Below are 20,896 nucleotides of genomic sequence, written 5' to 3'. Positions count from 1 at the left end.
ACATCATGAAACGTCTTCTGTTAAGCGCCCTGCTGCTGAGCAGTCTTGCCTCCACGGCCAGCGCCGCCACCGGCGTGCTGAGCCAGAAAAACATCTCCCTTGAACTTGCCGATAAGCTGGCGCAAAGCGTCCTTCAGGCCTGTGCTAAAGATAACTACAACGTGGCGGTCACCGTGGTCGATCGCGCCGGTACGCCATTGGTAATGAAGCGCATGGACAACGCCGGGCCGCATACCGTGGAAGCCAGCCGCATGAAGGCCTTCACCTCGCTGACCACCAAAAACCCAACCGACAACGTGATGAAGGGCTCTCAGTCCAATGCGGGCGCGGCCAACCTGCGTGATATTCCTGGCTTCCTGCTGCTGGCGGGCGGCGTGCCGGTGAAGGCCGGTGAACAGGTGATTGGCGCGGTCGGCGTCGGCGGCGCACCGGGCGGACATCTGGATCAGGCCTGCGCCCTGGAAGGCTTAAAAGCTATTGAGAAAGAATTGAACGCGGGATAACACCACAAGGAGCAGGACATGCATTACAAGAAAAGCTTACTGACGCTGGCGCTTCTGCTGAGCGCAGGCCATGCCGTCGCAGCCACCAGCGATGAAGGCTACTACGCTTCGGCAAAATACGTCCACAGCGAGCAGCGCGCCAGCGACCAGGACACCAGCAGCCGCCCCGGCGTCGGCCAGTTTGTTGACGGTAAAGAGAAAGACAGACTCAGCGGCGCGTCACTGGCGGCGGGCTACCAGTACGGCAACGGCTGGCGCACCGAAGGGGAATACACCTTTCGCCAGAAAACTGAGTTTACCAGCGGCTCAACCGCCTTCCCGACCAGCCTCAACCACCTGAAGCTGAACACCGAACGGCTGATGCTGAACGTCTATCGCGATTACGACATTGGCTATGGCGTGTCGCTGTTTGGCACCGCTGGCGTGGGCATTGCGAAAGTGAAGGCCGGTGGCTGGCAGGGCAACGTCACCCGGGAATACGCCGACAGCACACAAAACAATCTCGCTTATTCGCTGGGCGCGGGCATTAGCTACTCGCCAATCGACCGCCTGAGCTTCGACGTGGGCTATCGCTACGTGGATATGGGGAAAGTGGAAAGCGGCTATAACACCTTCGGCAACGTGCGCGGCCTGAAGGATGAGCAGATGAAGGCCCGCCTGGCCTCCAGCGAGTTCACTATTGGCACTCGCTACCTGTTCTAAACACTAAGGCGGCCACCGGGCCGCCCTTTTACGTTGTTAGTGATGCAGCATCTCGTCGACAACCTGCGCTTTGGTCATGTTGTACGGGTAATACGTCGGCCAGTTATCCATCTCTTTCAGCAAGACCTCCTGTGATTCACTTCCCATAAAGATATGGAAATGCTGCGACTGGCGCGGGGCGATGATGTGATCGCTAAACTGCACGAACTTTGGCGCTTTGGACTGCGCGTCTTTGCACTCAAACAGGTAGCGAACGCCCTTCTTTCCCGAGGTGTAGGTCAGGATTTTGTGCCCGGCATAGTCGTAATGACAACTTTGTACCTCTTTGCCGATGTGAAACTCGATGACGTTATTCTCAATCCCAATCATCTCCACGTTTGTCGCATAGCCCTTTTGATAATACGCGCGATATTCCGCCAGGCTTTTGCCGCTCTTTTTGGCTTTTTTCTCCAGCACCGGATCGAGGTCGCCGCTGAGCAGCAAGGGATTGACCGACTGCCAGATCCCGTCCCAGTCGGACAGCGCACGATCTTTCACGTTAACGTCGTCAAAGATCCCTTCGCTCGCCTTTTGTTCCACTTCCGTAAGCGGTTTGCCGTGATGGTGGCCGTGCGCCAGCACCTGATGGCTCGCCAGCAACACGCCCATGCCCAAAATAAACGCCGATTTTTTCATGATCATATTGTTCCCCTGTGTATTCCTTACACGAAAAAACAAACGTTATAACATAACAATTAAAACATCAATCAGGTTTTCAGCGGGAATGAATATCCTGGATGAAGAGAAAATGGGGTTAGTTTCAATAATTACAGGTAAGGAAAATCAAGGAAAAACGACGAGAAAGACCCGGTCAGTTGAGCTGACCGGGTGATGATGTTATTGAGTCTGATGAGCTTTGTCAGCTTTCCATTCTTCATAGGTCGCTTCAAGAAACCACAAACAGTTTGCGCCTTTGTCGGTGCTGAGCAGCGCCAGTCGGGTACGCTGATAGAAGTCCTCCACGACAAGTGAAGACTTTTCGACCGGGACGCCGCAAACCATATCTGTCCCGATCATATGCGGCCATTTACCGACATCAATGACACTGAGCGCGTTTAGTGCTGCCGGAGTGTTAGCCGTCAGGGTTTGAGACAAAGCCTCTTCCAGATTTATGGCCTGCTTAATGTCAGCTGCGGCGGCAAGTTCAGAGACTTTGTTCAACCAGAGCTGATCGCCAGCGGCAATGCCTTCCAGTGCAGCTGGCCAATTGATTGAATCAGTTTGGGATGCGGCAACCACGCCGGGAAGTAGTAACAACAGGAAGAGACGCTTCATCTAACGACCTCAAGGGTTCTGGCTTCGCGCAGAACGCGCCGTCGCGTTGCCAGCGACATCCACAGCCCCACGAATATCAGCGCCGCCATCATTTAAACTCCATTTAACGAATCAGGATAATTCTTTCCATGTCATATAGTTACATGACAATCGCACAATATCGCTCATAAAAAACCCGGTCAACATTTGAGTGAAGTGGATATAAAACGATCAATGATTTCTTTGATATAAATAAAAAAATCCGAAATTAACCTACTGCCGATCGTGTAAAAATGTTTGACCATATGCCGGCTGAAATCGGCAATTCTGTATGCGGGGAAACAACGAGATGAGCTTACGCTGAAGCAGGCGCTGATACATTTACTGAACAGCAAGGGGATAACTGAATGCCCGATGAAGTTATCCAGGCATTCTTTTTAAAGTGCTTACTCCCTTCGTCATTAAAGGAAGGCATGCGCCTCGGTAGTAAATTTTGCGAGACAGCTATCCAATACCTGCTGTGTCACCTCGTTCACTTTGGCGTAATTATTAGCCTGCCATTGCGGAAGGGTATATTCCGGTGTCGTTTCGGTAGAAACACACTCCACGAGCATGTAGTTGCCTTTCCCTATTTTGTCTGTCGCACTACGACTGAGCGTCGTTTTCATTATTAACCGATAATTGTCGTCACCGCCCGCCAGATTCTTATACATCAGCCTCCAGGTTTTTGGCTTGATGATCAGCGGGTTGTTGTATTTTCTCATCGGCTGGCGATCCATCTCTTTTTTCATGATGTCGCTCACGCGCGGGGTAAGGTAAGTAATAGAAGGATTGATTACGCCCTGTGCCTCGGAACCTTTTAAGTCTTCCTTGCTAAAGCCACTGACCTGCCCGCCGCCCGCAAAAGTCAGGGCGACGAATTGCAGCGTTTTCAACGCCGTGACTTTCGCGGTATCGCCCTGGGTGACATAACGTAGCTGTTTGTCAGTTGGACGGCTGAAATCGGTTTCGATGTCTTCCCAGCTTTCAATAGTCAGCTGCGACTGGTTCACGGCGGTCACGGTCTGCGTTGCAACTCGCTTTTGGGTCTCAGGTGCAGGTTTTGAAGAGCATCCGACGAGTAATAATGCCGTTGCCAGCACGAAGAGGTTCAATTGTTGCAGCATTAACTGTCCTTAAAGTCATAATCCCAGAAGGGGATGACATCGGCAGGACTGTTCAAAACTTTACCTACCAAATTTAAGGAAGATGAGGTTATTCAGGGGGATAGTTGAAAAGGCACACCCAGCGCCCAGCGGCTTTCCCAGTGGGCAACATACTGCCTGGCGATATCTGGCATATTGCTTAGTATCACCACATTTTCACTGTTTTCAGTTTCGGCGGAAGGCGCAAAGTTGAACGAGCCGGTTTCAACGGTTCGCTCATCCACAACGATCGTCTTGTCATGCTGAATGTGGTAGTGCCCGTCAATACGAAGCTGAATACCGTTCGCCGCCGCAAGGTTCATGGCTTTCAGGCTCGCTTTATTCTGATTACGCTTTTTATCCACCACCACGCGGACGTCAACGCCCCGCTTTTTCGCATCCACCAGCGCCTGAACAATATCGGGCGCCTGGAACGAATAACCTATCATGCGGATAGATTTTCGCGCCCCGGCAATCGTCTGCAGCACCAGTGCCCGCGCCGAGCCTTCTGGTGAGAAGCCTACCTGAACGTTTGGTGTGGACATGGCGGCGGCTGGCAGGCTAAGCGCGGCAATGAAAAAGGCAGATAAAAGTGCTGATTTCATGATGTTTAAAGACGTTTGCCGAGAATATAAATGGTGCTGGTTTGCGTGGCGCTGGAAAACGTTTCGCTGGTTAAGTGGCGCATGCCCTGCGCTTCATAAAAGCGCCGTGCACCTTCGTTCCCCTCCAGCACTTCCAGCCAGAAGTAATTCTGCTCTCGCTGCTGCGCCAGCTGGAGCATTTCGTCGAAAATCAGCTTGCCGTAGTTTTTGCCTGTCTCACCGGGTGCGAGGTAGAGTTTGTGCAGCAGAGCGCCTGAACACGCCTGCTCGGGCACCGGGCGGTTCCAGCTGATTTTGGCAAATCCCACGGGCTTTTCAGCCTCAGCAATAAACCAGCTAACCGTCGGATCCGCCAGGCTTTCAGTTAACGTATCCTGAGCGTATTCCTGCTCAATAAAGGCCTGCAGTTCTGCCCCGGAAACCCAATGCCGTTCAAAGTGATAGCGATAGCTTGTACTTCCCAGCGCCGCCAAAAGCGGGGCATCTTCAGGTTTTGCTCTGCGTATTTTTAAACTCATAGCATTCACTCGCGGCGAAGGCTCCAGGTAACTGATAACGGATCGGATAAGCATATTGCGCTTTCAGTCGAGAAAATGCAGCTTTATTTTCTTTAATCCTTCGAGAAGCGAGAGACACGTCAAACACACTGATGAAAAACAAAATAAAACCAATAAAATCAATGCCATTAATAAAAAACGCACATGACACAGTTAATTTATAAATAAATAAACATCTTTTTTATAACAACTTTAAATGCCAACATAAAAAATCTCGCCAAAATAAAAAATCAAGATATAAAATCTATAAAGATAATATTTTACATATTCTTTTTCATCTGTTGATGGTCGATTTACTTTGTCATAAATCTGAACAGAAAAGTGAGGTGGCCTGACATAAACCGCCGTGATAATCCCCACTCTCTGCCCTGGTTTACGCAGGGCTTAGCCCCACAGACTTTTATTACCACGCAAAGTTCATTGTACATACCGTTACACAGCAACGCTCATCATCGAGGGGAAGGCTGGTATATAGTGCAGCGGTACACAGGGACGATTTGTTGTGTTGAGACAAAATAACAAATTTTAAACAAATGGTTGTCATGTAGCCTTACATTAATAATGAAGATCAAAAATACTCTCTGCCTACATATCCTGATGGCGCTGCTTGCCGTTCTGGTCTTATGCGTTCCGGCCCTGGTGACGGGCTTGTCCGCGCCGCTAACATTCCAGCCGCTGATTAAATCGATGGACGGCACGGCGAAAGAACAAAAAGAGAAAATAGCGACAATTTCCCATGCATTACAAGGCAATGCATTATTTTTCCTCGGGGCTTCTGAGGTGTCGACATCCGAAGATGAACATTACGCTGTATATAATTACTTTAATAAGCAATTACACCAGCCGGTCGTGGCTTATGGCGATAGTTATGTCGATAACATCACGCAATTCCTGCTGCTGTCGCGTTTTAAAAACGATATAAATGCCAACAGTAAAATTGTTCTGCTGTTTGCGCCGGACAGTTTTTATTTTGACACTATTCCTCCGGCTATTTTTGCCGATCATTTCCCGGCCGCTATTTTTAACCCGCTGATGGCGGATGAAAAAGCCCGTCCTTTCCTGGTCAATTACTTACATCATATTGATGAAGAGGACATCAGCCATTTAACCCTGGGCGAAATGAAAATATATGGCTGGCATCCAAATGTTATTTGGCAGTCCGTTAATTATGAGTTTGCTAACTTCTGCACGCTGGTAAAAAACCACTGGCTGGCGTGGCTGCGCATTGCGCCTGAACCTCACCGCCCATGGCCCGCTCCCGCTGAAAAATACGCCGCGCCAGACTGGAACGAACAGCTGACTCACGCCCGCGTACTGAACCAGGTTCGTCAGCAAAGCGCCGCCACCTTGTGGATGGACAAAAGCGTGTACGAAGACGGAAAAACGGCGGAAGAGTGGTATGAAACGCCGGTGGTAAACCGCCAGATGGAAGCCTTCAAGGCCAGTATCGATCTGCTCAAATCTCGCCACGCCCAGTTCGTGGTGATCGTCGATCCGCTTAACCCGTGGGCGCTGAAAAACACGCAGAAATTCCAGCCCGTTGACCGCCAGATCAGGGCGTATCTCGAGCAAAACCAGGTGCGCTATTTCGATATGTACGCCCAGCCTTATCAAAACGGCTGGAACTGGGATCGCCTGCATCCCACCGAGCTGGCTTGGGTTGCCATGGACCGCTTTATTGCCGAGAGCTTTACACGATGAAAACTGCCGTTCGCCTGTTTGTGCTTTACCTCTTGCTGGGCATCACGGTGATTACGTGGTCTTCCGTGGACGACAGCATGAGTATCAAAGTGCATTTTGAATATCAAAAATTCTGAAGGATGAATGATGTATAGCTCCGGGGCATTTTTTTTCTTTCTGTTTTCATCGGCACTGGTGTTTGCGCTGGTTAACCGCGTATTGCATTACCGGCTCACCTATTTAGCCGCATTCTCCGTGCTCGCGGCGTTAGGTTGGGGATATATCTTCCAGGGCGATTACCTGGTTCCAGTGGCGGTATTCTTTGCGTTTTATCTTCTCGTCACCCTGAAAGAGAAAGGCTGGTTAAAAACCTGGCAAGCGGTCACCCTCACTCTGCTGCCGCTATTGCTGGTGAAGTTACACCTGAATAATCACTGGGGCATGATTGGCCTGTCGTTCATGACCTTCCGCGCCATTGACGTGTTGCTTTACCGCAGCAAAAAAGATGGCCAGAACTTTTTGCATTATTTCTGCTATCTGTTTATGCCGTTTATTATTCTCGCGGGCCCAATGTATCGCTGGAGAACCTGGGTCGGCGACATTAATAAGCCGGTATTCAGGTTGACCCGCGAACAGTTTTTACTGGCCGTGGAGCAAATCGTCACCGGCGTCGTGCAGAAGTTTTTGTTTGCGATGCTGATCGACAATCTGGTGATTGAGTCCTGGAGCCACCGGCCGTTCACCCTCACCGTCGGCGTGGTGATGTCTATCGCCTACAGCGCCTATCTCTATTTTGATTTTGCGGGCTACAGCAACATGGCCATCGGTGCCGGGCGGCTGTTTGGCCTGAATATTCCGGCCAACTTCAATATGCCGATTCTGGCTAAAAACCCGCAGGACTTCTGGCGCCGCTTCCACATCAGCCTGTCTGAGTGGCTGCGCGACGTGGTCTTTATGCCGATTTACATGAATCTGATGAAGCTCGATTTCTTCCGTCAAAATAAAACCCTGGCACAGAACGTGGGCATCTTCTGCACGCTCTTTTGCATGGGGGCCTGGAACGGGCTTGAACGACACTACGTCATCAGCGGCGCGCTGTTCGGCGCCATTTCCGTTGCCCATAACATGCTGCTTTGGTCAACCAAACGCAGCCCGGCCTTGAGTAACGGGTTACGCCATCCGGTTATCGCGTTTTTTGGACGAATTCTGACGCTGGCTAGCGCCGCGGTCTCCCTCTACATCTTTAGCGGAATGTCACCTCTATGAACCTTCATCCAGAGCTTCAGGAACTGCAGGATTTTCTGCGTGCGGCATTACTTGACCCCGCGCGTCCTGGCCAGTTAGCCATCAGCGGCAGCGATACCGCCCTGACCTGGCAACAGCTTTCCGTCGCCGCAACCGACTGGGCACAACGTTATGCGAAGTGCGAACAACCCGCCGGCACCCCGGTGGTTTTATACGGGCATCAGCAGGCCGAATTTGCCGTGGCAATTTACAGCTGCCTGCTGCACAACATGCCGTATATCCCGGTGGACTGCATCTACCCACAGGAGCGGCTGAAAGAGATCTGCCAGCTTGCCAGCGCCCCTTACTATTACGACGTCGTGGCGAAGCAGTTTGTGGCGACCGGCGAAACCGGCAGCGTGCTGGCCGAACCTGACCTGGCCTACATCATGTTTACCTCAGGCAGCACCGGGAAACCGAAAGGCGTGCAGATTGGCCGCGAGAGCCTGTGGCACTTCATGAAGTGGGTGCGCGAGGACTTTGCGCTGCCGCACGTGCCGGTGTTAATGAACCACGCGGTGTTCAGCTTCGACCTGTCCCTGATTCCTTTGCTGGCGAACCTCGCCACCGGCGGGCACATTGTGCTGAATGCCAAGGAGGATATTGCCGCTGAAAACTGGCTTGATCGCCTGAAAACCAACGAGGTTTCGGCCTGGGTTTCCACCCCCTCTTTCGCCTACCAGAAGCTGCTTTCCCCGCAGTTCAGCGCCGAGTATTTGCCCGCGCTGAGCGTGTTTGTTTTCATCGGCGAAGTGCTGAATAAGGCGCTGGTAAAACAGCTACGCCGCCGTTTCCCGCAGGCCAAAATCCTCAATTCCTATGGCCCGACTGAGGCGACCATCGCCACCACGGTGATTGAAATCACCGACGAGATCTTGCACAGCGAAAACGACGTGTTGCCGGTAGGCACCATGATGCCAGAATCCCACATGGAGATTACCTCCGAAGGTGAGCTGATCATCTGGGGGAAAAACGTCATGCGCGGCTATCTCGGCCTGCCGCAGGAAAACACCGCGAAGTTGCTGCGCCGCGAAAGTGAACACTACCGCGGCTACCGCACCGGCGATCTCGGCTACGAAGATGGGCTGCTCTATTGCCAGGGCCGTAATGACAGCCAGATCAAGCTGAACGGCTACCGCATTGAAATCAACGAAATAGAAAACCGCCTGCTGGCGATGTCCGGCATTAGCGAAGCCGTGGTGTTGCCGCTGATGAAATCCGGCGGCGGCGTGTTGCGCATTGCGGCGTTCTGCGTCACCGGCCTGGCCCCGGAGGCGATCAAAACTTCGCTCGCGAAGGTGATCCCGCCTTATATGGTGCCTTCACAAATCATTATTAAAGACGCTTTGCCGCTGAACCCTAACGGCAAAATCGACCGCAAGCTGCTGGATACCCAGGCTCGCACGAATTAATGACCCAGGAAAATAAGATGGAACAAGAAATTCTCGCCCTGTTTGAAAAAGTGCTGTCCCGCAAGGTCGGCTTCAACGATGAGCTGATCGAGTCCGATATTCTCGACTCTATTCTGGCCGTTGATCTGGTACTGGAAGTACAGGATGTGTACGGCTGTATGATCCCGCCGACGGAAGTCGCCACCGTGCTGAAAACCCCGGCGGATCTGGCGCGTTATATTGAAGAGAATCGCTAATCCTAAACATTCGGGAATCGTTCTGCCCCTCACCCCGGCCCTCTCCCCAAAGGGGAGAGGGGGAAAAGAGTAGGCAGGGGACGCGATTTATCCCTCTTCCCCTGCAAAGCTAGAGGGAAAAGAGGCAGCGCAAAACGCTTTTTATCCCCTATCCCTGCCAGGGGGAAGGGGAAAAGTGTAGCGCCATAAGTTTTATCCCCTATCCCTGCCAGGGGGAAGGGGAAAAGTGTAGCGCCATAAGTTTTATCCCCTATCCCTGCCTGGGAGAAGGGGAAAAGAGTAGCGCCATAAGTTTTATCCCCTCTCCCTTTCAGGGAGAGGGTTAGGGTGAGGGTAAAAAAGCGCTGACTCAGGCTATAGGCTGCACCGTCTCTCTTTTTTTCAAAGCCTCAATCATTTGCCGTAATTCAAACTTGAAAACAGGCTTATAAATACCGTATCCCTGAAAGAGATGTACCCCGGATGCCAGCAGCAGCCTTAATTTCTCTCGGCTATCAATGCCCTCGGCAACACAATAACTTCCCGTTAATTCGCAGTAATATGCCAGGCTTTTGATCAGCGCCAGCGCGTGAGGTTCATACTGCGCGTCTGCCACGACTTTACGGTCCAGTTTGTAATCGTTAAACCGCACCGCCCGCACCGGGAAATAAACGCTGCTCTGCGAAAAGCAATCATCAAGCATAACCCGGTATCCCTGATGCTGAAGCTGGGTAATAAAGAACCGGCTCTCCTGATGCTGATTCAAATTCAGATCTTCTGAGATTTCCAGCACCAGCCTGTCCGTCCAGAACGGGTTTATCAGCCGGGTACTCAGCTGTTTAATAATGCCGAACAGACTTTCGCTGTTTGAAATTGCAGCCGGAATATTAACGGCAAAATAATACGCCCCCTGGTACTGATTAATGCCGCCCACCGCCTCTTGCAGCATAAAGGCCGTTAATAGCCGCCATGTATAGCTGGAGCGGATCTGCGGCAAAAACTCAGCAGGCTGTAGGGTTTGCCCGTTTCGATGCCAGCGGGCAAGGATTTCGAGCCCTTTTAGCTGCAAGCCACCGTTCACAATAGGCTGGAATACGGGGTAAATCTGGCGATTGTGGATGGCATAAACCAGCTCCCTTTCAAACGGTGAAAGGGCAGCCAGCGTCCCCGCTGTGTCTCCTTTTTTCTGCTGATTGCTCGCGATCGGCGCTTTCTCATGCAGCAGCGGATGGGTCATTTTCTTTAGCCCGGACATGCGCTGTACATACAGCGTTTTATGGCTGACGCCGCGCTGTTTCGCCTGCTCCTGAATCGTCTGCCCGGCCAGGGAGTCCACCAACACATCCAGCTCTTTTCGGGTCAGCCCCTCTGGCCGGATCTGGCTCACCAGTTCCTCTTCAAGGGCGTGTTTTTTGAGGCTAACGCTGTTATCCCAGTCTCCCCGCAGCAGCGCAGCCAGGCTGGCGCTGGGCAGATCGGACGGAGCTACCCGCACGCCGCTCAGATAAGCGTCTTTTTTCACTAACTTCTGCAGCGAACGCCAGATCCATGAGGCTGAGCTACGGCTCAAAATGAGCATGGATAGCTGGCCGTCGTTTCGATCGAGCAATTGGGCCACCTGTCGCAAGACGGCAAGCAGCCAGTAGGGCTGATCGGGCAGATAGACCACAAATCGCGCCCCGCTCTCTTCCTGCGATCTTTCCTTCCCTGAGCCAGGGAAAAATACCGTGCAGGTTTGACTTGCGGATAACAAATTCGCCAGCCCGCACGCCATCATGTTGCAGGGCGAGAGAATGTAAGTCACACGCTCGCTCACCTTTTCGGGTGTGCCGCTACTGGTAAACAAACGTCACCCCGATTATCGACTGCACATTGCCCGCTGTAACCTGCCCGGTGGTTCGTGCGTAGGTGGCCGTCAGCCCCAGATTAACCGGGGTTGTCCCTACCGTTCCCAGAGAAACAGTGTTGGCGCTGCCTGCTCCTAAAGCGGCGCCATTACGCAACAGCTGAACGCCAATCCCCTGTGCAGGCGAGCTGGCTGACGTATTGGTGAAAATGGAGTTATCGCTGCCCAGCGTGTTGCCTGACAAAAAGTAACCAATCCTCTGGTTTTGCGAGCAGCGCACGGTGACGGGCGCAGGCGCTGTGCCAGGGTAATCCGGCAGATTAACCGTCACGTTACGGGCGGACACATCGCAGCCGCCGGTGGGCACCACAACATCGTTGTTGGCGTAAATATTCCAGTTGATGATCTGGCGATTTCCGTTAATGGAGTCTTCTTTTTCCAGAATAAGCTGGGCAATCATGGTGTTGGCTTTAACTACCACGCCGCTGGCGGTGCTGATGGGCGTTAAATACAGCACGGCCTGCCAGCCACGATAATCGCCCCAGGTGTGGTTTACCCAGGCAGTTTCGGTTGTTGTAGGGAAAGGATATTGCACCCCGTAATAGCCTAATGACCCTCGGAAAGCAGAGAGCACGCCCTGATACGCGGAGCCGGACTTGATCCTTACCGGATCGGTATATTGGGCGGGAGCATCGTTTTTGCACTGAATCGACTGGGAAAGATCGACCACTAAGTTTTGCCCTGCCGAAATGGACGGCACAAGATTAACCTTGACGTTCACGGTGCCGGAGCCGCTGATGGATGTCCCCAGCGACTGGCAGGTAAATGCCTGGCTTGCGGTTGACCACCCCAGACCGGCCACCGTGGCCAATAACGCGATGATTTTTTTCATTCCATCCTCCTTGCGATCAGGACCAGGTGTAGGTGACATTGATCACCGCCTGAATAGTTCCCTGGGTAGTCCCGCCGTTGACTGTTATCGCCCTGACCTGCAGAGGAAAACTCGCCGCCTGGCTGCCGGCATCGACTGGCACCGTTTTATTGGCGCCGTTATTCAACGTCGCACCGCCGCTATCCTGCAGTTGAAGCTGGAGGTTACGCGCCGTGCCCTGATTGGCGTAATACCCCGTGGCATCCGCCGTACCGCTGAACGTCGCGGTCACTTTAGAGGTCCCGACCGGGCAGTTGGTCAAACTCAGCGCAACATCATGCCAGGCAGATGAGGCACCAGCCTGCACCAGGCTAAAGGTATAGAGATCGCCCAGATCGACCGTCGCCGTGGGGGTCGAAATCGTACAAGGCTTCGCTACCACTCTGCCGTTCACGGTAATAGTGACGTCATCCGCCTTCGCCGTGGCAGAGAGCACCAGCAGTACTCCGGCAAACACCCTCCCGGGTAGAATCCATTTCATGTCCGCCTCCGGTTACTGAAATTCAAGTGTGAATATTGCGGTCGCATTTACGTGTCCGGCGGTGACCGGCAGCTGTGTTGCCATCAGGCGTGCATAAAAACCCAACACGTTAGTCTGACCAGGCTTTAACGTGGTCCACTGAATAGCCGACGATCCTGCGTTGATCGGCATCGGTATCCGGGTATTGTCCAGGATTTGGATCCCCATGCCTGCTGCCGCCGATACACCGCTGTCCAGCTTTAATAAACTGGTGTTGATGCTATCCGCCACGCCGGTAAATCCCACTTTCACCGCGGTCGCCAGGCCGCCACACGGGGAAAGCACGATGCGAAAAGGCACCAGCGGCGTGGTGGCCCCCACCGCAGAAAACTGTTTGGCCGGGTTGTTCATCAGGTCGACGGTGAAATCTTTTGACTCCGCCGCAACCGAGCAGGCGTTATCCCGGACATTGCCGCGAATCGTAATCGTGCTGTCTGCCGCTTCCGCACAGGCGGCAAACAGTGACAGGGCGATGCCGACGATATAAAGAGATTTAGTCATGCTTATTCCTTAGCGACACAGCGCCGACAGCGAGCTCAGCATCTGCTTCTGGCTCTCTTCACCCAGACGATAGTCCGCCACGCAGCTGGCGCCCGGCCCGTCACCCCATTTGGCCAACACCTTGCCCACCAGCGGCATGCCGCTCAGATACACCTGCCCGCTGTCGGCCACAATACTACTCACCGACAGGCCTTCGACGGTCACAATGGCCCCGAAAGGCACAGGCTTGCTGTTGTGGGTCAGCGTCATAAGCATTTTCACCCCGACCTGTGGCTTGAATTCCGCACGCACCACGGCACCGTGGGTTGGCACCACGTTGGCGACGGCATCCTGAAGGTCAACGTTGTCGGCCAGCGTGTTGGTATCCAGCGCGATCCTGTTTTCGCGGTAATCGCTGGCGTACGGGAGCACGGCATAACCACGCCAGTCGGTACGCACGCCGGTTTGGTTTTCGACTTTGACATCACCGGCCCCGGGTGCTTTCACCAGCACGACCGTGCTGTTAAGCGGCTGGCTGAAGGTCACGCCATCCGCGTGCGCCAGCACACCGCCGCTCGCACCGTAGTAAACCTGTTTCATGCCGTCGCTGCGGCTATAGCCCACGTTCGCGTTGCCGTATCCGCCGCGATAGTTCAAAGCGGCATAACCTGTGCTGCTGCTATTCCCGTGCCCGCCGCCCGCGTAGCCGGTCTGCACGCTATAGCTCAGGTTATTGTCCTCCAGCAGCGTGCCGTACAACCCGGCCAGGTTAGTCATCCGGCCATTAAGATCGTGTGATGCGCTGTAGCTGGCGTTGGCGTTACGCCAGACGGATTTGCTGTCGGAACGCAGCCAGTGGCTGAACGGGATATTGACGTTTACCGCCAGCATTTGGTCGCGCCCGTCCTGCCAGGCGTTTTTCGTCAGGCTGTAGCTAACCGTCCAGTTGATGTCATCCACGGCGGTGTTCAACCCCACCTGCATCTGCTCGTCAGCGCTGCTGCTGTTCCAGTAGGTCTGGTGGCTGCCGCTGAGATAAAGCGTTGTGGTTCTGCCCAACTGCTGGGTCAGACTCAACTGCACCCTGCCACGCTTGTTGTAGGCGAGGTTGTAGTAGTCGGTAAACTTAGGCTTAACCTGAATCACGCCGTCCTGCGTTTCCACGCTGTAACCGCTCATCCGGCTGTAGGCGCTGTCGGCGAGGGTAAAATAGCCGCTGGTTGAATACCGGTAGCCCACCAGTTGAATATTGGTGCCCAGTTCATTCAGCGATTTGTTATAGAGGAAGCGAAGCGACTGCCCCTGGTGTTCGCTGTCATCCGCAAGCCTGGCATTGGCCTGGGTGACGTCCATCGACAGCGCCCCCAGCACGCCCATGTTTTTCCCTACGCCCAGGTTGAAGCTGCGGTAACGGTCAGCCAACTGGCTGCCGCCATAAAGCGTCCAGCCATCGGGCAAACCCTGCAGCACCGTGCCCTGGAAGAACTTAGGTTCTTCCTGCTGGCGATTGCCGCTGCGATACTCCCCGGCGGTCAGGGAAAAACGGGTGCGCCCTTCGCGTTGTAAAACGGGCACGGATGACCACGGCACGCTAAAAATCTGGCTGCTGCCGTCGGTTTCCTTGATAGTGACCTGCAGATCGCCGCCGCTAGTGGCCGCATAGAGATCGTTAATCGTGAACGGGCCGGGCGGAACGGTGCCCTGATAAATTTCATAGCCATTTTGTTTGACGATGACGTGCGCCGTGCCCCGGGCAATGCCGCGAATCACCGGCGCAAAGCCTTTCATGCTATCGGGCAGCATATTGTCGTCGGAGGCCAGCTGAGCCCCCCGGAAATTGATCCCGTCAAAAATATCGCTGTCTGTATAGCTATCGCCCAGCGTTAACCGGGAGCGCAGCGAAATAATATCCCGCTCGAGCCAGGTGTTGACGTGCTGCCATTTATTTTCGCTCGCTGAATTGCCGCCGCCGCTGTTGTAGCTCCAGGTGGTGTTGTCACGCAGTCGCCATGCCCCGACATTGATCCCGCTCTGAAGGTTCAGCCACGCATAATTGCTGTTACCACCGCGATCGTTTTGCACGCTATTGCCGGTGAAATTGTAATTCAGCAGACCGGCGTTAATGCCGTTATCCCAGCGATCAGGCGGGATGTACCCTCTTGCCCGATTGCCCATAAACGCCTGCGGCACAGTCAGATTCAGCCTTTGCAGGCCGACATCAAACCCGGCAGTGGACTCCGGGATAAGCTCAGTCATCGGCACGCAGGCATCCGACGCCAGGGCATTCATGCCAGCAATGGCCGCCACGTTAACGCCCATTCCGGCCCATTGCTCACGCGTCAGGCAGGGAGCCAGGCCGCTGCTGCTCTTTGCTGTCTCGAATTTAACGTCCCGCGTGGTGACAAACCCTTCATTGAGATAAATATCGACGCGGTAAGTCCCCGGCGGCGCTTCCTGCCCACTTTCAAAACTGGACAAATCAGCCACTGCCGAAGGATCGTCGGCTAAAAAGCGCGGGTTAAAATACAAATCCGCATGGGCGGAACAGGCCTGCATAGCAATTAAAAGTGCCAGCGGCGTTTGTACCAGAGTAAAAAAAGAAACTAATTTGCGCCGTGGGCGACGGGAGCCGAAACGCGCTAATCCATATTTTAGATGTGACATTGTCCCTCCGGTCCGCATTCGCCCGGCAGTCAGTTCTTCGTTGTTATTTAACGCAGGACGGCCTGTCCTGAATTACTGCATAACGCCCTGCATCCGTGGCGTCAGCGCACCGAAGTCGTTAATGGTCTGGTAAGTGATGTTGGTCCCGGCATCGGCCGGTAGCTTCACGGAGGTTTTTCCCAGCGGCGGGACAAGCGCATTGTCCAGCACGCGGGTGCCGGCATTAATGTCTGTCACCGTCAGGTAATACGGGGTGGGATTGTTTAAAATCAGCTGACCGTTGCTGCGGCTAAAGGTCAGTTTTTCTGCCGCTTTCTCCGGGGCCAACGCCAGGTTATCCGGGCGGTAATAAAGCTTGATTCGGCTGATGATCGCCAGCTGGAGCGTGTTCTCATTCAGCTTTGATTTTTCCATGGAAGGAATGGCTTTCACGTTCAGCCAGAACAGGCTCTCCCGATCCTTCGGCAGCTGGTTATTGGTTGCATCTAAAATGCGTAACGTGGTTTCTTTTTTCCCTTTGATGGCAAACAGCGGCGGGGTAATCACGAAACGGCTGTCTTTATCGCCATTGGCGTTTTCTACCCACGACTGAATAAGGTAAGTGCTTTTTTCATCGTTGCTGGTCACTGCCAGCTGAACCTGCTTTTGCCCTTCAGGATAAATAACGCGAGTTGCCCCTAACGCCACCCCTGCCTCTGCTCGAGCCATAAAGCCCATTGCCGCAGCTATCATCATCGCCGCCAGTAAACCGCGACCTCTTAGTAAGCTTTTTGTCACGCTCGCACCTTTGTCCTTGTCGTTGTTGTTTGTGTCCACTACACCTGGGGCCAGGCTACAAATAGGTCAAAGCAAACCAGGCCTGAGCATTCGCCAGTCCCCCGGTAACCTGATGCCCGGTGGCGCGATATTTGGCGATAAAATGGAGAGTGTTTGGCCCGGCGTATATCCGGGTCCAGACCTTTGCAGGGGCATTCAATGGGATTTGGCGCTCCTCGGCATCAAAGAGGGCAACGCCCACGCCTTCAGCTATGCCGGGCCCCTCGCCCACCGAAAGTACCGCCGGGTTTTTGCCGTCAGCAACGCCCATAAACGCCACGCCAACGTGCCGGCTAACATTGGTATTACAGTCCTGAAGGTGGAGAGCAAAAGGCACCGGGTCGCTGTCTTCGCCTGGCGCGTGGAAGCGATTGCTGCTGATCCTGCCCATTTCGACCGTCATTTGGCGATCGCCCGCTTCTACGCGACAGGATTCGGCAACGATCGTGCCCTGGAAGCGCATATTGCCGCCCGGCAGCATGACATGCGTTCGATTACCGGCCAGCGCCAGCGAGGGCAGAAGAACGCCCAATAGAACCCGCTTTATTCCTCTCATCATTATCACCTTCAAATCCGTAGTAGATGACGGGCCGTCCCTGGCCCCGAGTGATTTCCCTGTATGACTGACTGATTACTCGTACTGAACTTTAAAGGTCGCGTCCGCATTGGCGGTACCGGCTGTAGCCGCACCCAGCGCGATGTAACGAGCCTGCAGAGGAATAATATTGGTGCCATCATTCAGCGTAGTTTTGGCGCTGAAGGTTGCCCCATCCAGTGCCAGCGGTGTGCTGGTGCTGTCGAGGATCTGAATCCCCACATTAGTCGCACCGCCCGCCGCAGGCCCCTGAATTGCCAGCGTGTCGGTTTTACCGGTCACGGCTACGCCAGAGAACGCAACGGAGGCTTTGGTGGAAACAGTGGTATCGCAATCATTCAGTTGGATGTTGAAACCTACCGCAGAACTGGTGCTGCCTACCGCTGCCAGTCGGGCGGAACGAACCTGACCCAGTTGAACAGTCTGGTCCACCGAGCCCGCATCAACGGCGCAGGCCGCGTTAACAATTTCACCTTTGAAATGAACGGTGCCACCGTTAACCGTAACGGCATAAGCCGCTCCCGAGCTCAGAGAGAGGGCTGACAGTACAACGAAAGCCAGATTTTTGATTTTCATAATTTATTCCTTTAAACAATTTCACTAAAACGAATCAGAACCGGCAGTCGCTATGCCTTCCATAAGACCTATGTTTCAGCTTCACGAAACGATCGCCTATTCACATAAGCTCGCCCCTAAGAGAGCTACCCTCTCAATATTGGTGGGGAGCCGGGGTGAAATATTAATAAAGTATCTTAAATCGTTTTTGAAATTATATTTAACAAAACATCAATATCATCATATTGCATTGATTTTAAATGTTTTTTATATTTAATCCTATTCGGAATTTTCCCTGAGTTTATTCTCAATCACGGTTTTAAAATTAATTTCTATTGACATTCTACACGCTGTAAAGAAACTAGAGGTGAAACAGTAACGTTCCCAAAAATTCAAAAACAAGGAAAAATCCAAAAAACCAGCAGGGATGATTTCACTTAAAATAATTATAAAACATTCATTGCATTGAATTTATCATTCATATTACTGGCGATTTCCCTCTAGCGGATTTTTTTAAAAAGGAATTTAACATGCATCATTAATCTGGCATTGCACCGCAAATCTTAGCTTGCACATCAAAACCGTAACACCTGACGCAGACAACTTTCATGCTGCGCCGGCCAGGCTTTCACATATCAAAAATACCTCTGGCGAGGATATACCACGCAATAAAACCTATTGCATCGGGTATATAAAATAATGACTAATGGATAATTGATATGAATATAACCTCACCGTTATTGCCTGTGCCATCTCAACATTCCCATGTTGAGTTTGTTTATCACATACTTTCTGCCTGTCATTTTTCTGCAACAGGTCTTTCTGCATTGCTCCATGAAAAGGGAATGAACACAAAACTGATTAGCCCGGAAAAAAACAGCCGACTGATTTCTAAAAAGAATGAAAATGATGATTTCAATTATCTAATTGTCTTTATTCCTGAAGATCCTTTTCAGATGCTGATGACGCTGAAAAGCCTGATATCGCTGTTACAGATGCATCACCATAAGATCAATACCCTGATAATAAGCAGCCTGTCATCTTCATGGCTTTTTAGTTATTTTAAAAACGTTCTGCCGCGAAGCGCCAACCTCAGCACCATCAGGATCGTCAGTATTTATACCAGCGTGGTTAAACTCAGAAGTACGCTTCATCAGGATATTAAAAGCATTCCAACGCTCGTCTCGCTAGCCAGGCAAGAGGAACGTAATGGCGGATTACGTCACGAAGGTCTTACAATTCATGAGGTCAATACGCTACTGGAGCTTTTCAGTACCTCTGATAAAGAGGACGCTGCGGCAATAAAAAACTTCAGTACTAAAACGCTCTATAACCTGCGTTCGAGCGGGTTAAAAAAACTGGCGGCCATTCACCCGATGATGGCCAGACTGTTGCCGGGCCGGCATCGTAAAACGCAGCGCCAGTCGAAGCCCAGGGGCTTAACGACCAGACTGCTCAGCAGCGAGGAGAGAAAAATCACCCACGCCCTGCAGCATGGTCTGATCTTCCCCGTTTTCCAGCCCATCGTAGACAGCGAGATGCAGATCGTAGGATTCGAGATCTTCTGTCGCTGGTACACCAACGGCAACGTATTGTTGCCGAAAGACTTTTTCCATGAGATCAGGACCAGAGAAACGTGGGTCATGCTCACGGCTTACATCATCAGAGAAGCCGTGGTGAATATAAACAACTATGCAGGAAAACTGGAGTTTTCAGTCAATATTCCACGGGCCCTCACTGAGGGTACTGCCCTGTTTAAAATTGTTGAGACTGCCAAAGCCCAGCTGCTTGATCCGACCTGGATACGCTGCCTTGTTTTGGATATCAACGAAAATGTGGATTTAAGCTATGAGTCTAAAACGGTAGCCGTATTAAATCAGCTTACCGGCCTGGGCGTAAAACTTGCGCTGGATGATTGCTTCGCCAAAAATAGCGTTGCGTTTCCAGTCAGGCAGATAAAATTTAATAGTTACAAGCTTGATCGCTACATTGTAGAAACGTTTATCAATAACCTCGACGATAAAAATCTTATTGATGGTCTAATCTATTATGCCAGCGTGACAGGCAGCCAGTGCATCGCAGAAGGTGTTGATAGCCTACAAAAGCTCATTATGCTAAAGCAAATGGGCGTCAATTTATTTCAGGGATACTACATTTCAAAACCAGTGCTCCGCGAGGAGTTAGATGCATTAGTTTTTCGCGGCATTCAATAACCTTTATATTTAACAGTGTTATTCTGCTTATAAAACACTTCCATAATTCACATTTTCTGGCGGACGGGAATAAAAATCTCTCTGTCCTGGGTATTTCGTTTATTGTCAGACTGGCGAGTAACATATTGCCAGACATATGCACATATCATGAATAAATAAGCGTTCTATCGCATTTATTGATTGCCGCAGAATCATTCAGATTAATTCCGGCCACTGCCGGAGCGGCCTCACCCGGGGGCCGGCAGTAAATAACGGCACCCATTGATGAAAAATGGTCTAAGCTGACTGGCTGACAACCTCCTGGTAACAATGGATATAAACAATGATAAAGAGAAGATTAATCGCTCTGCTGCCGGTGATCATCAGCGGGTGCAGCGCCAGCGATCCCCAGATTAGGCAGGCTTACGCCAGGCATTACGCCCAACCAGACGCCTATGTCCAGGCCTATACACAGAAAATCCAGGAGATGGATGTCAACGCGCTGGCCGCATATGCCGCTGCTGAAGATAAAAAACGTATGCGTGGCCAGGAGCGTCTCAAAGTAGACGAAGTGGTTACCGTCGAGGCGATCCAGGCCAAAGGGAATAAGGTAGTTTACGATTATTCGCTGTCGGAAAAATGGGCTGCCATGTCGCCAGCTAAACAGCGGGAAACACAAACAACAATGCAAAAAGACCTGATTTATCGCACCTGCTCGCTGAAAACCGTTCAACTGGCGCAGGATAAAGGCCTGGAAGAAGAGCACAACTACTACAGCCACTACGCTGATAAGCTGGCCTTTACCCTCAGGACCAGCGCGCTGATTTGTAAAAGCAATGGGTTTAGAAGCTAATGCGAAAGG

At 52.2% G+C, this 20,896-nt stretch carries 21 protein-coding genes; 8 read left to right on the top strand and 13 right to left on the bottom strand.

Annotated features, from left to right (window positions below; genetic code table 11):
- The first annotated feature begins 5 nt into the window (after positions 1-5).
- A complete protein-coding gene (locus LH23_RS09655) occupies positions 6-503 on the top strand; it encodes a GlcG/HbpS family heme-binding protein (RefSeq protein ID WP_039290612.1) in 498 nt (165 codons plus the stop codon).
- Positions 504-521: 18 nt separating this feature from the next.
- A complete protein-coding gene (locus LH23_RS09650; protein ID WP_039290609.1) occupies positions 522-1,205 on the top strand; it encodes an outer membrane protein in 684 nt (227 codons plus the stop codon).
- A 36-nt stretch (positions 1,206-1,241) separates the two neighbouring features.
- Here LH23_RS09650 and zinT read toward each other — a convergent pair whose 3' ends face one another.
- The 5 genes from zinT to LH23_RS09625 form a co-directional block, all read right to left on the bottom strand.
- Positions 1,242-1,886, bottom strand: coding sequence for a metal-binding protein ZinT (gene zinT, locus LH23_RS09645; RefSeq protein WP_039290607.1), 645 nt, complete (start codon positions 1,884-1,886; stop codon positions 1,242-1,244).
- A 195-nt stretch (positions 1,887-2,081) separates the two neighbouring features.
- Complete coding sequence (locus LH23_RS09640; protein ID WP_039290605.1) at positions 2,082-2,519, bottom strand: hypothetical protein; 438 nt, start codon at positions 2,517-2,519, stop codon at positions 2,082-2,084.
- 440 nt (positions 2,520-2,959) lie between these two features.
- Positions 2,960-3,664 (bottom strand): hypothetical protein, encoded by a 705-nt coding sequence (locus tag LH23_RS09635; protein ID WP_039290602.1) that lies wholly within the window; start codon positions 3,662-3,664, stop codon positions 2,960-2,962.
- Positions 3,665-3,756: 92 nt separating this feature from the next.
- Positions 3,757-4,287 (bottom strand): phospholipase D family protein, encoded by a 531-nt coding sequence (locus LH23_RS09630; RefSeq protein ID WP_039290599.1) that lies wholly within the window; start codon positions 4,285-4,287, stop codon positions 3,757-3,759.
- A gap of 5 nt (positions 4,288-4,292) precedes the next feature.
- On the bottom strand, positions 4,293-4,805 hold the full coding sequence (locus LH23_RS09625; RefSeq protein ID WP_039296506.1) for a GNAT family N-acetyltransferase: 513 nt from the start codon (positions 4,803-4,805) through the stop codon (positions 4,293-4,295).
- Positions 4,806-5,405: 600 nt separating this feature from the next.
- Between LH23_RS09625 and LH23_RS09620 the strand changes: the two genes are divergently transcribed.
- The 4 genes from LH23_RS09620 to LH23_RS09605 all read left to right on the top strand — a co-directional run bounded on the left by LH23_RS09620 (position 5,406) and on the right by LH23_RS09605 (position 9,456).
- Positions 5,406-6,545, top strand: a complete 1,140-nt coding sequence (locus LH23_RS09620) for a D-alanyl-lipoteichoic acid biosynthesis protein DltD (protein ID WP_039290597.1) — start codon at positions 5,406-5,408, stop codon at positions 6,543-6,545.
- A 126-nt stretch (positions 6,546-6,671) separates the two neighbouring features.
- On the top strand, positions 6,672-7,790 hold the full coding sequence (locus LH23_RS09615) for a cytochrome c552 (RefSeq protein ID WP_039290596.1): 1,119 nt from the start codon (positions 6,672-6,674) through the stop codon (positions 7,788-7,790).
- On the top strand, positions 7,787-9,220 hold the full coding sequence (locus tag LH23_RS09610; RefSeq protein WP_039290593.1) for an AMP-binding protein: 1,434 nt from the start codon (positions 7,787-7,789) through the stop codon (positions 9,218-9,220). Before LH23_RS09615 ends, LH23_RS09610 begins: the two co-directional genes overlap by 4 nt.
- A 17-nt stretch (positions 9,221-9,237) precedes the next feature.
- A complete protein-coding gene (locus LH23_RS09605; RefSeq protein ID WP_008454337.1) occupies positions 9,238-9,456 on the top strand; it encodes an acyl carrier protein in 219 nt (72 codons plus the stop codon).
- A 349-nt stretch (positions 9,457-9,805) separates the two neighbouring features.
- On the opposite strand, the gene LH23_RS09600 is transcribed toward LH23_RS09605, so the two are convergent.
- The 8 genes from LH23_RS09600 to fimA all read right to left on the bottom strand — a co-directional run bounded on the left by LH23_RS09600 (position 9,806) and on the right by fimA (position 17,863).
- A complete protein-coding gene (locus LH23_RS09600; RefSeq protein ID WP_071842706.1) occupies positions 9,806-11,239 on the bottom strand; it encodes an EAL domain-containing protein in 1,434 nt (477 codons plus the stop codon).
- Positions 11,240-11,267: 28 nt separating this feature from the next.
- The gene (locus tag LH23_RS09595; protein ID WP_039290590.1) at positions 11,268-12,173 is read right to left on the bottom strand and encodes a fimbrial protein; all 906 of its coding nucleotides are present in this window, start codon (positions 12,171-12,173) and stop codon (positions 11,268-11,270) included.
- Between the two features lie 16 nt (positions 12,174-12,189).
- Positions 12,190-12,693 (bottom strand): fimbrial protein, encoded by a 504-nt coding sequence (locus tag LH23_RS09590; RefSeq protein ID WP_039290588.1) that lies wholly within the window; start codon positions 12,691-12,693, stop codon positions 12,190-12,192.
- 12 nt (positions 12,694-12,705) lie between these two features.
- Entirely contained in the window at positions 12,706-13,233 is a 528-nt protein-coding gene (locus tag LH23_RS09585; RefSeq protein WP_039290585.1) for a fimbrial protein, read from the bottom strand.
- Between the two features lie 9 nt (positions 13,234-13,242).
- Positions 13,243-15,876, bottom strand: a complete 2,634-nt coding sequence (locus LH23_RS09580) for a fimbrial biogenesis usher protein (RefSeq protein WP_039290581.1) — start codon at positions 15,874-15,876, stop codon at positions 13,243-13,245.
- Between the two features lie 72 nt (positions 15,877-15,948).
- A complete protein-coding gene (locus tag LH23_RS09575) occupies positions 15,949-16,653 on the bottom strand; it encodes a fimbria/pilus periplasmic chaperone (RefSeq protein WP_409335181.1) in 705 nt (234 codons plus the stop codon).
- A 55-nt stretch (positions 16,654-16,708) separates the two neighbouring features.
- Positions 16,709-17,248 (bottom strand): fimbrial protein, encoded by a 540-nt coding sequence (locus LH23_RS09570; protein WP_039290575.1) that lies wholly within the window; start codon positions 17,246-17,248, stop codon positions 16,709-16,711.
- A gap of 75 nt (positions 17,249-17,323) precedes the next feature.
- The gene (gene fimA / locus LH23_RS09565) at positions 17,324-17,863 is read right to left on the bottom strand and encodes a type 1 fimbrial major subunit FimA (RefSeq protein ID WP_039290571.1); all 540 of its coding nucleotides are present in this window, start codon (positions 17,861-17,863) and stop codon (positions 17,324-17,326) included.
- Positions 17,864-18,561: 698 nt separating this feature from the next.
- On the opposite strand from fimA, the gene LH23_RS09560 reads away from it, so the two are divergent.
- The gene (locus LH23_RS09560) at positions 18,562-20,055 is read left to right on the top strand and encodes an EAL domain-containing protein (protein WP_081946067.1); all 1,494 of its coding nucleotides are present in this window, start codon (positions 18,562-18,564) and stop codon (positions 20,053-20,055) included.
- 322 nt (positions 20,056-20,377) lie between these two features.
- The gene (locus tag LH23_RS09555) at positions 20,378-20,887 is read left to right on the top strand and encodes a hypothetical protein (RefSeq protein WP_039290566.1); all 510 of its coding nucleotides are present in this window, start codon (positions 20,378-20,380) and stop codon (positions 20,885-20,887) included.
- The last annotated feature ends 9 nt before the right edge of the window (positions 20,888-20,896 follow it).

The sequence above is a fragment of the Cedecea neteri genome (assembly GCF_000758305.1).
Classification (GTDB): domain Bacteria; phylum Pseudomonadota; class Gammaproteobacteria; order Enterobacterales; family Enterobacteriaceae; genus Cedecea; species Cedecea neteri_C.
The sequence above is the reverse complement of the archived record's forward strand: the minus strand, read 5'-3'. Positions and strand labels throughout refer to the sequence as shown.

Bases quoted from the DNA above. Each gene is read 5' to 3' on its own strand.
- LH23_RS09555 (WP_039290566.1), top strand. From the start codon at position 20,378: ATGATAAAGAGAAGATTAATCGCTCTGCTGCCGGTGATCATCAGCGGG.
- zinT (WP_039290607.1), bottom strand. From the start codon at position 1,886: ATGATCATGAAAAAATCGGCGTTTATTTTGGGCATGGGCGTGTTGCTG.
- fimA (WP_039290571.1), bottom strand. From the start codon at position 17,863: ATGAAAATCAAAAATCTGGCTTTCGTTGTACTGTCAGCCCTCTCTCTG.
- LH23_RS09630 (WP_039290599.1), bottom strand. From the start codon at position 4,287: ATGAAATCAGCACTTTTATCTGCCTTTTTCATTGCCGCGCTTAGCCTG.
- LH23_RS09585 (WP_039290585.1), bottom strand. From the start codon at position 13,233: ATGACTAAATCTCTTTATATCGTCGGCATCGCCCTGTCACTGTTTGCC.
- LH23_RS09650 (WP_039290609.1), top strand. From the start codon at position 522: ATGCATTACAAGAAAAGCTTACTGACGCTGGCGCTTCTGCTGAGCGCA.
- LH23_RS09590 (WP_039290588.1), bottom strand. From the start codon at position 12,693: ATGAAATGGATTCTACCCGGGAGGGTGTTTGCCGGAGTACTGCTGGTG.
- LH23_RS09605 (WP_008454337.1), top strand. From the start codon at position 9,238: ATGGAACAAGAAATTCTCGCCCTGTTTGAAAAAGTGCTGTCCCGCAAG.
- LH23_RS09625 (WP_039296506.1), bottom strand. From the start codon at position 4,805: ATGAGTTTAAAAATACGCAGAGCAAAACCTGAAGATGCCCCGCTTTTG.
- LH23_RS09560 (WP_081946067.1), top strand. From the start codon at position 18,562: ATGAATATAACCTCACCGTTATTGCCTGTGCCATCTCAACATTCCCAT.
- LH23_RS09640 (WP_039290605.1), bottom strand. From the start codon at position 2,519: ATGAAGCGTCTCTTCCTGTTGTTACTACTTCCCGGCGTGGTTGCCGCA.
- LH23_RS09610 (WP_039290593.1), top strand. From the start codon at position 7,787: ATGAACCTTCATCCAGAGCTTCAGGAACTGCAGGATTTTCTGCGTGCG.
- LH23_RS09595 (WP_039290590.1), bottom strand. From the start codon at position 12,173: ATGAAAAAAATCATCGCGTTATTGGCCACGGTGGCCGGTCTGGGGTGG.
- LH23_RS09570 (WP_039290575.1), bottom strand. From the start codon at position 17,248: ATGAGAGGAATAAAGCGGGTTCTATTGGGCGTTCTTCTGCCCTCGCTG.
- LH23_RS09580 (WP_039290581.1), bottom strand. From the start codon at position 15,876: ATGTCACATCTAAAATATGGATTAGCGCGTTTCGGCTCCCGTCGCCCA.
- LH23_RS09615 (WP_039290596.1), top strand. From the start codon at position 6,672: ATGTATAGCTCCGGGGCATTTTTTTTCTTTCTGTTTTCATCGGCACTG.
- LH23_RS09620 (WP_039290597.1), top strand. From the start codon at position 5,406: ATGAAGATCAAAAATACTCTCTGCCTACATATCCTGATGGCGCTGCTT.
- LH23_RS09635 (WP_039290602.1), bottom strand. From the start codon at position 3,664: ATGCTGCAACAATTGAACCTCTTCGTGCTGGCAACGGCATTATTACTC.
- LH23_RS09655 (WP_039290612.1), top strand. From the start codon at position 6: ATGAAACGTCTTCTGTTAAGCGCCCTGCTGCTGAGCAGTCTTGCCTCC.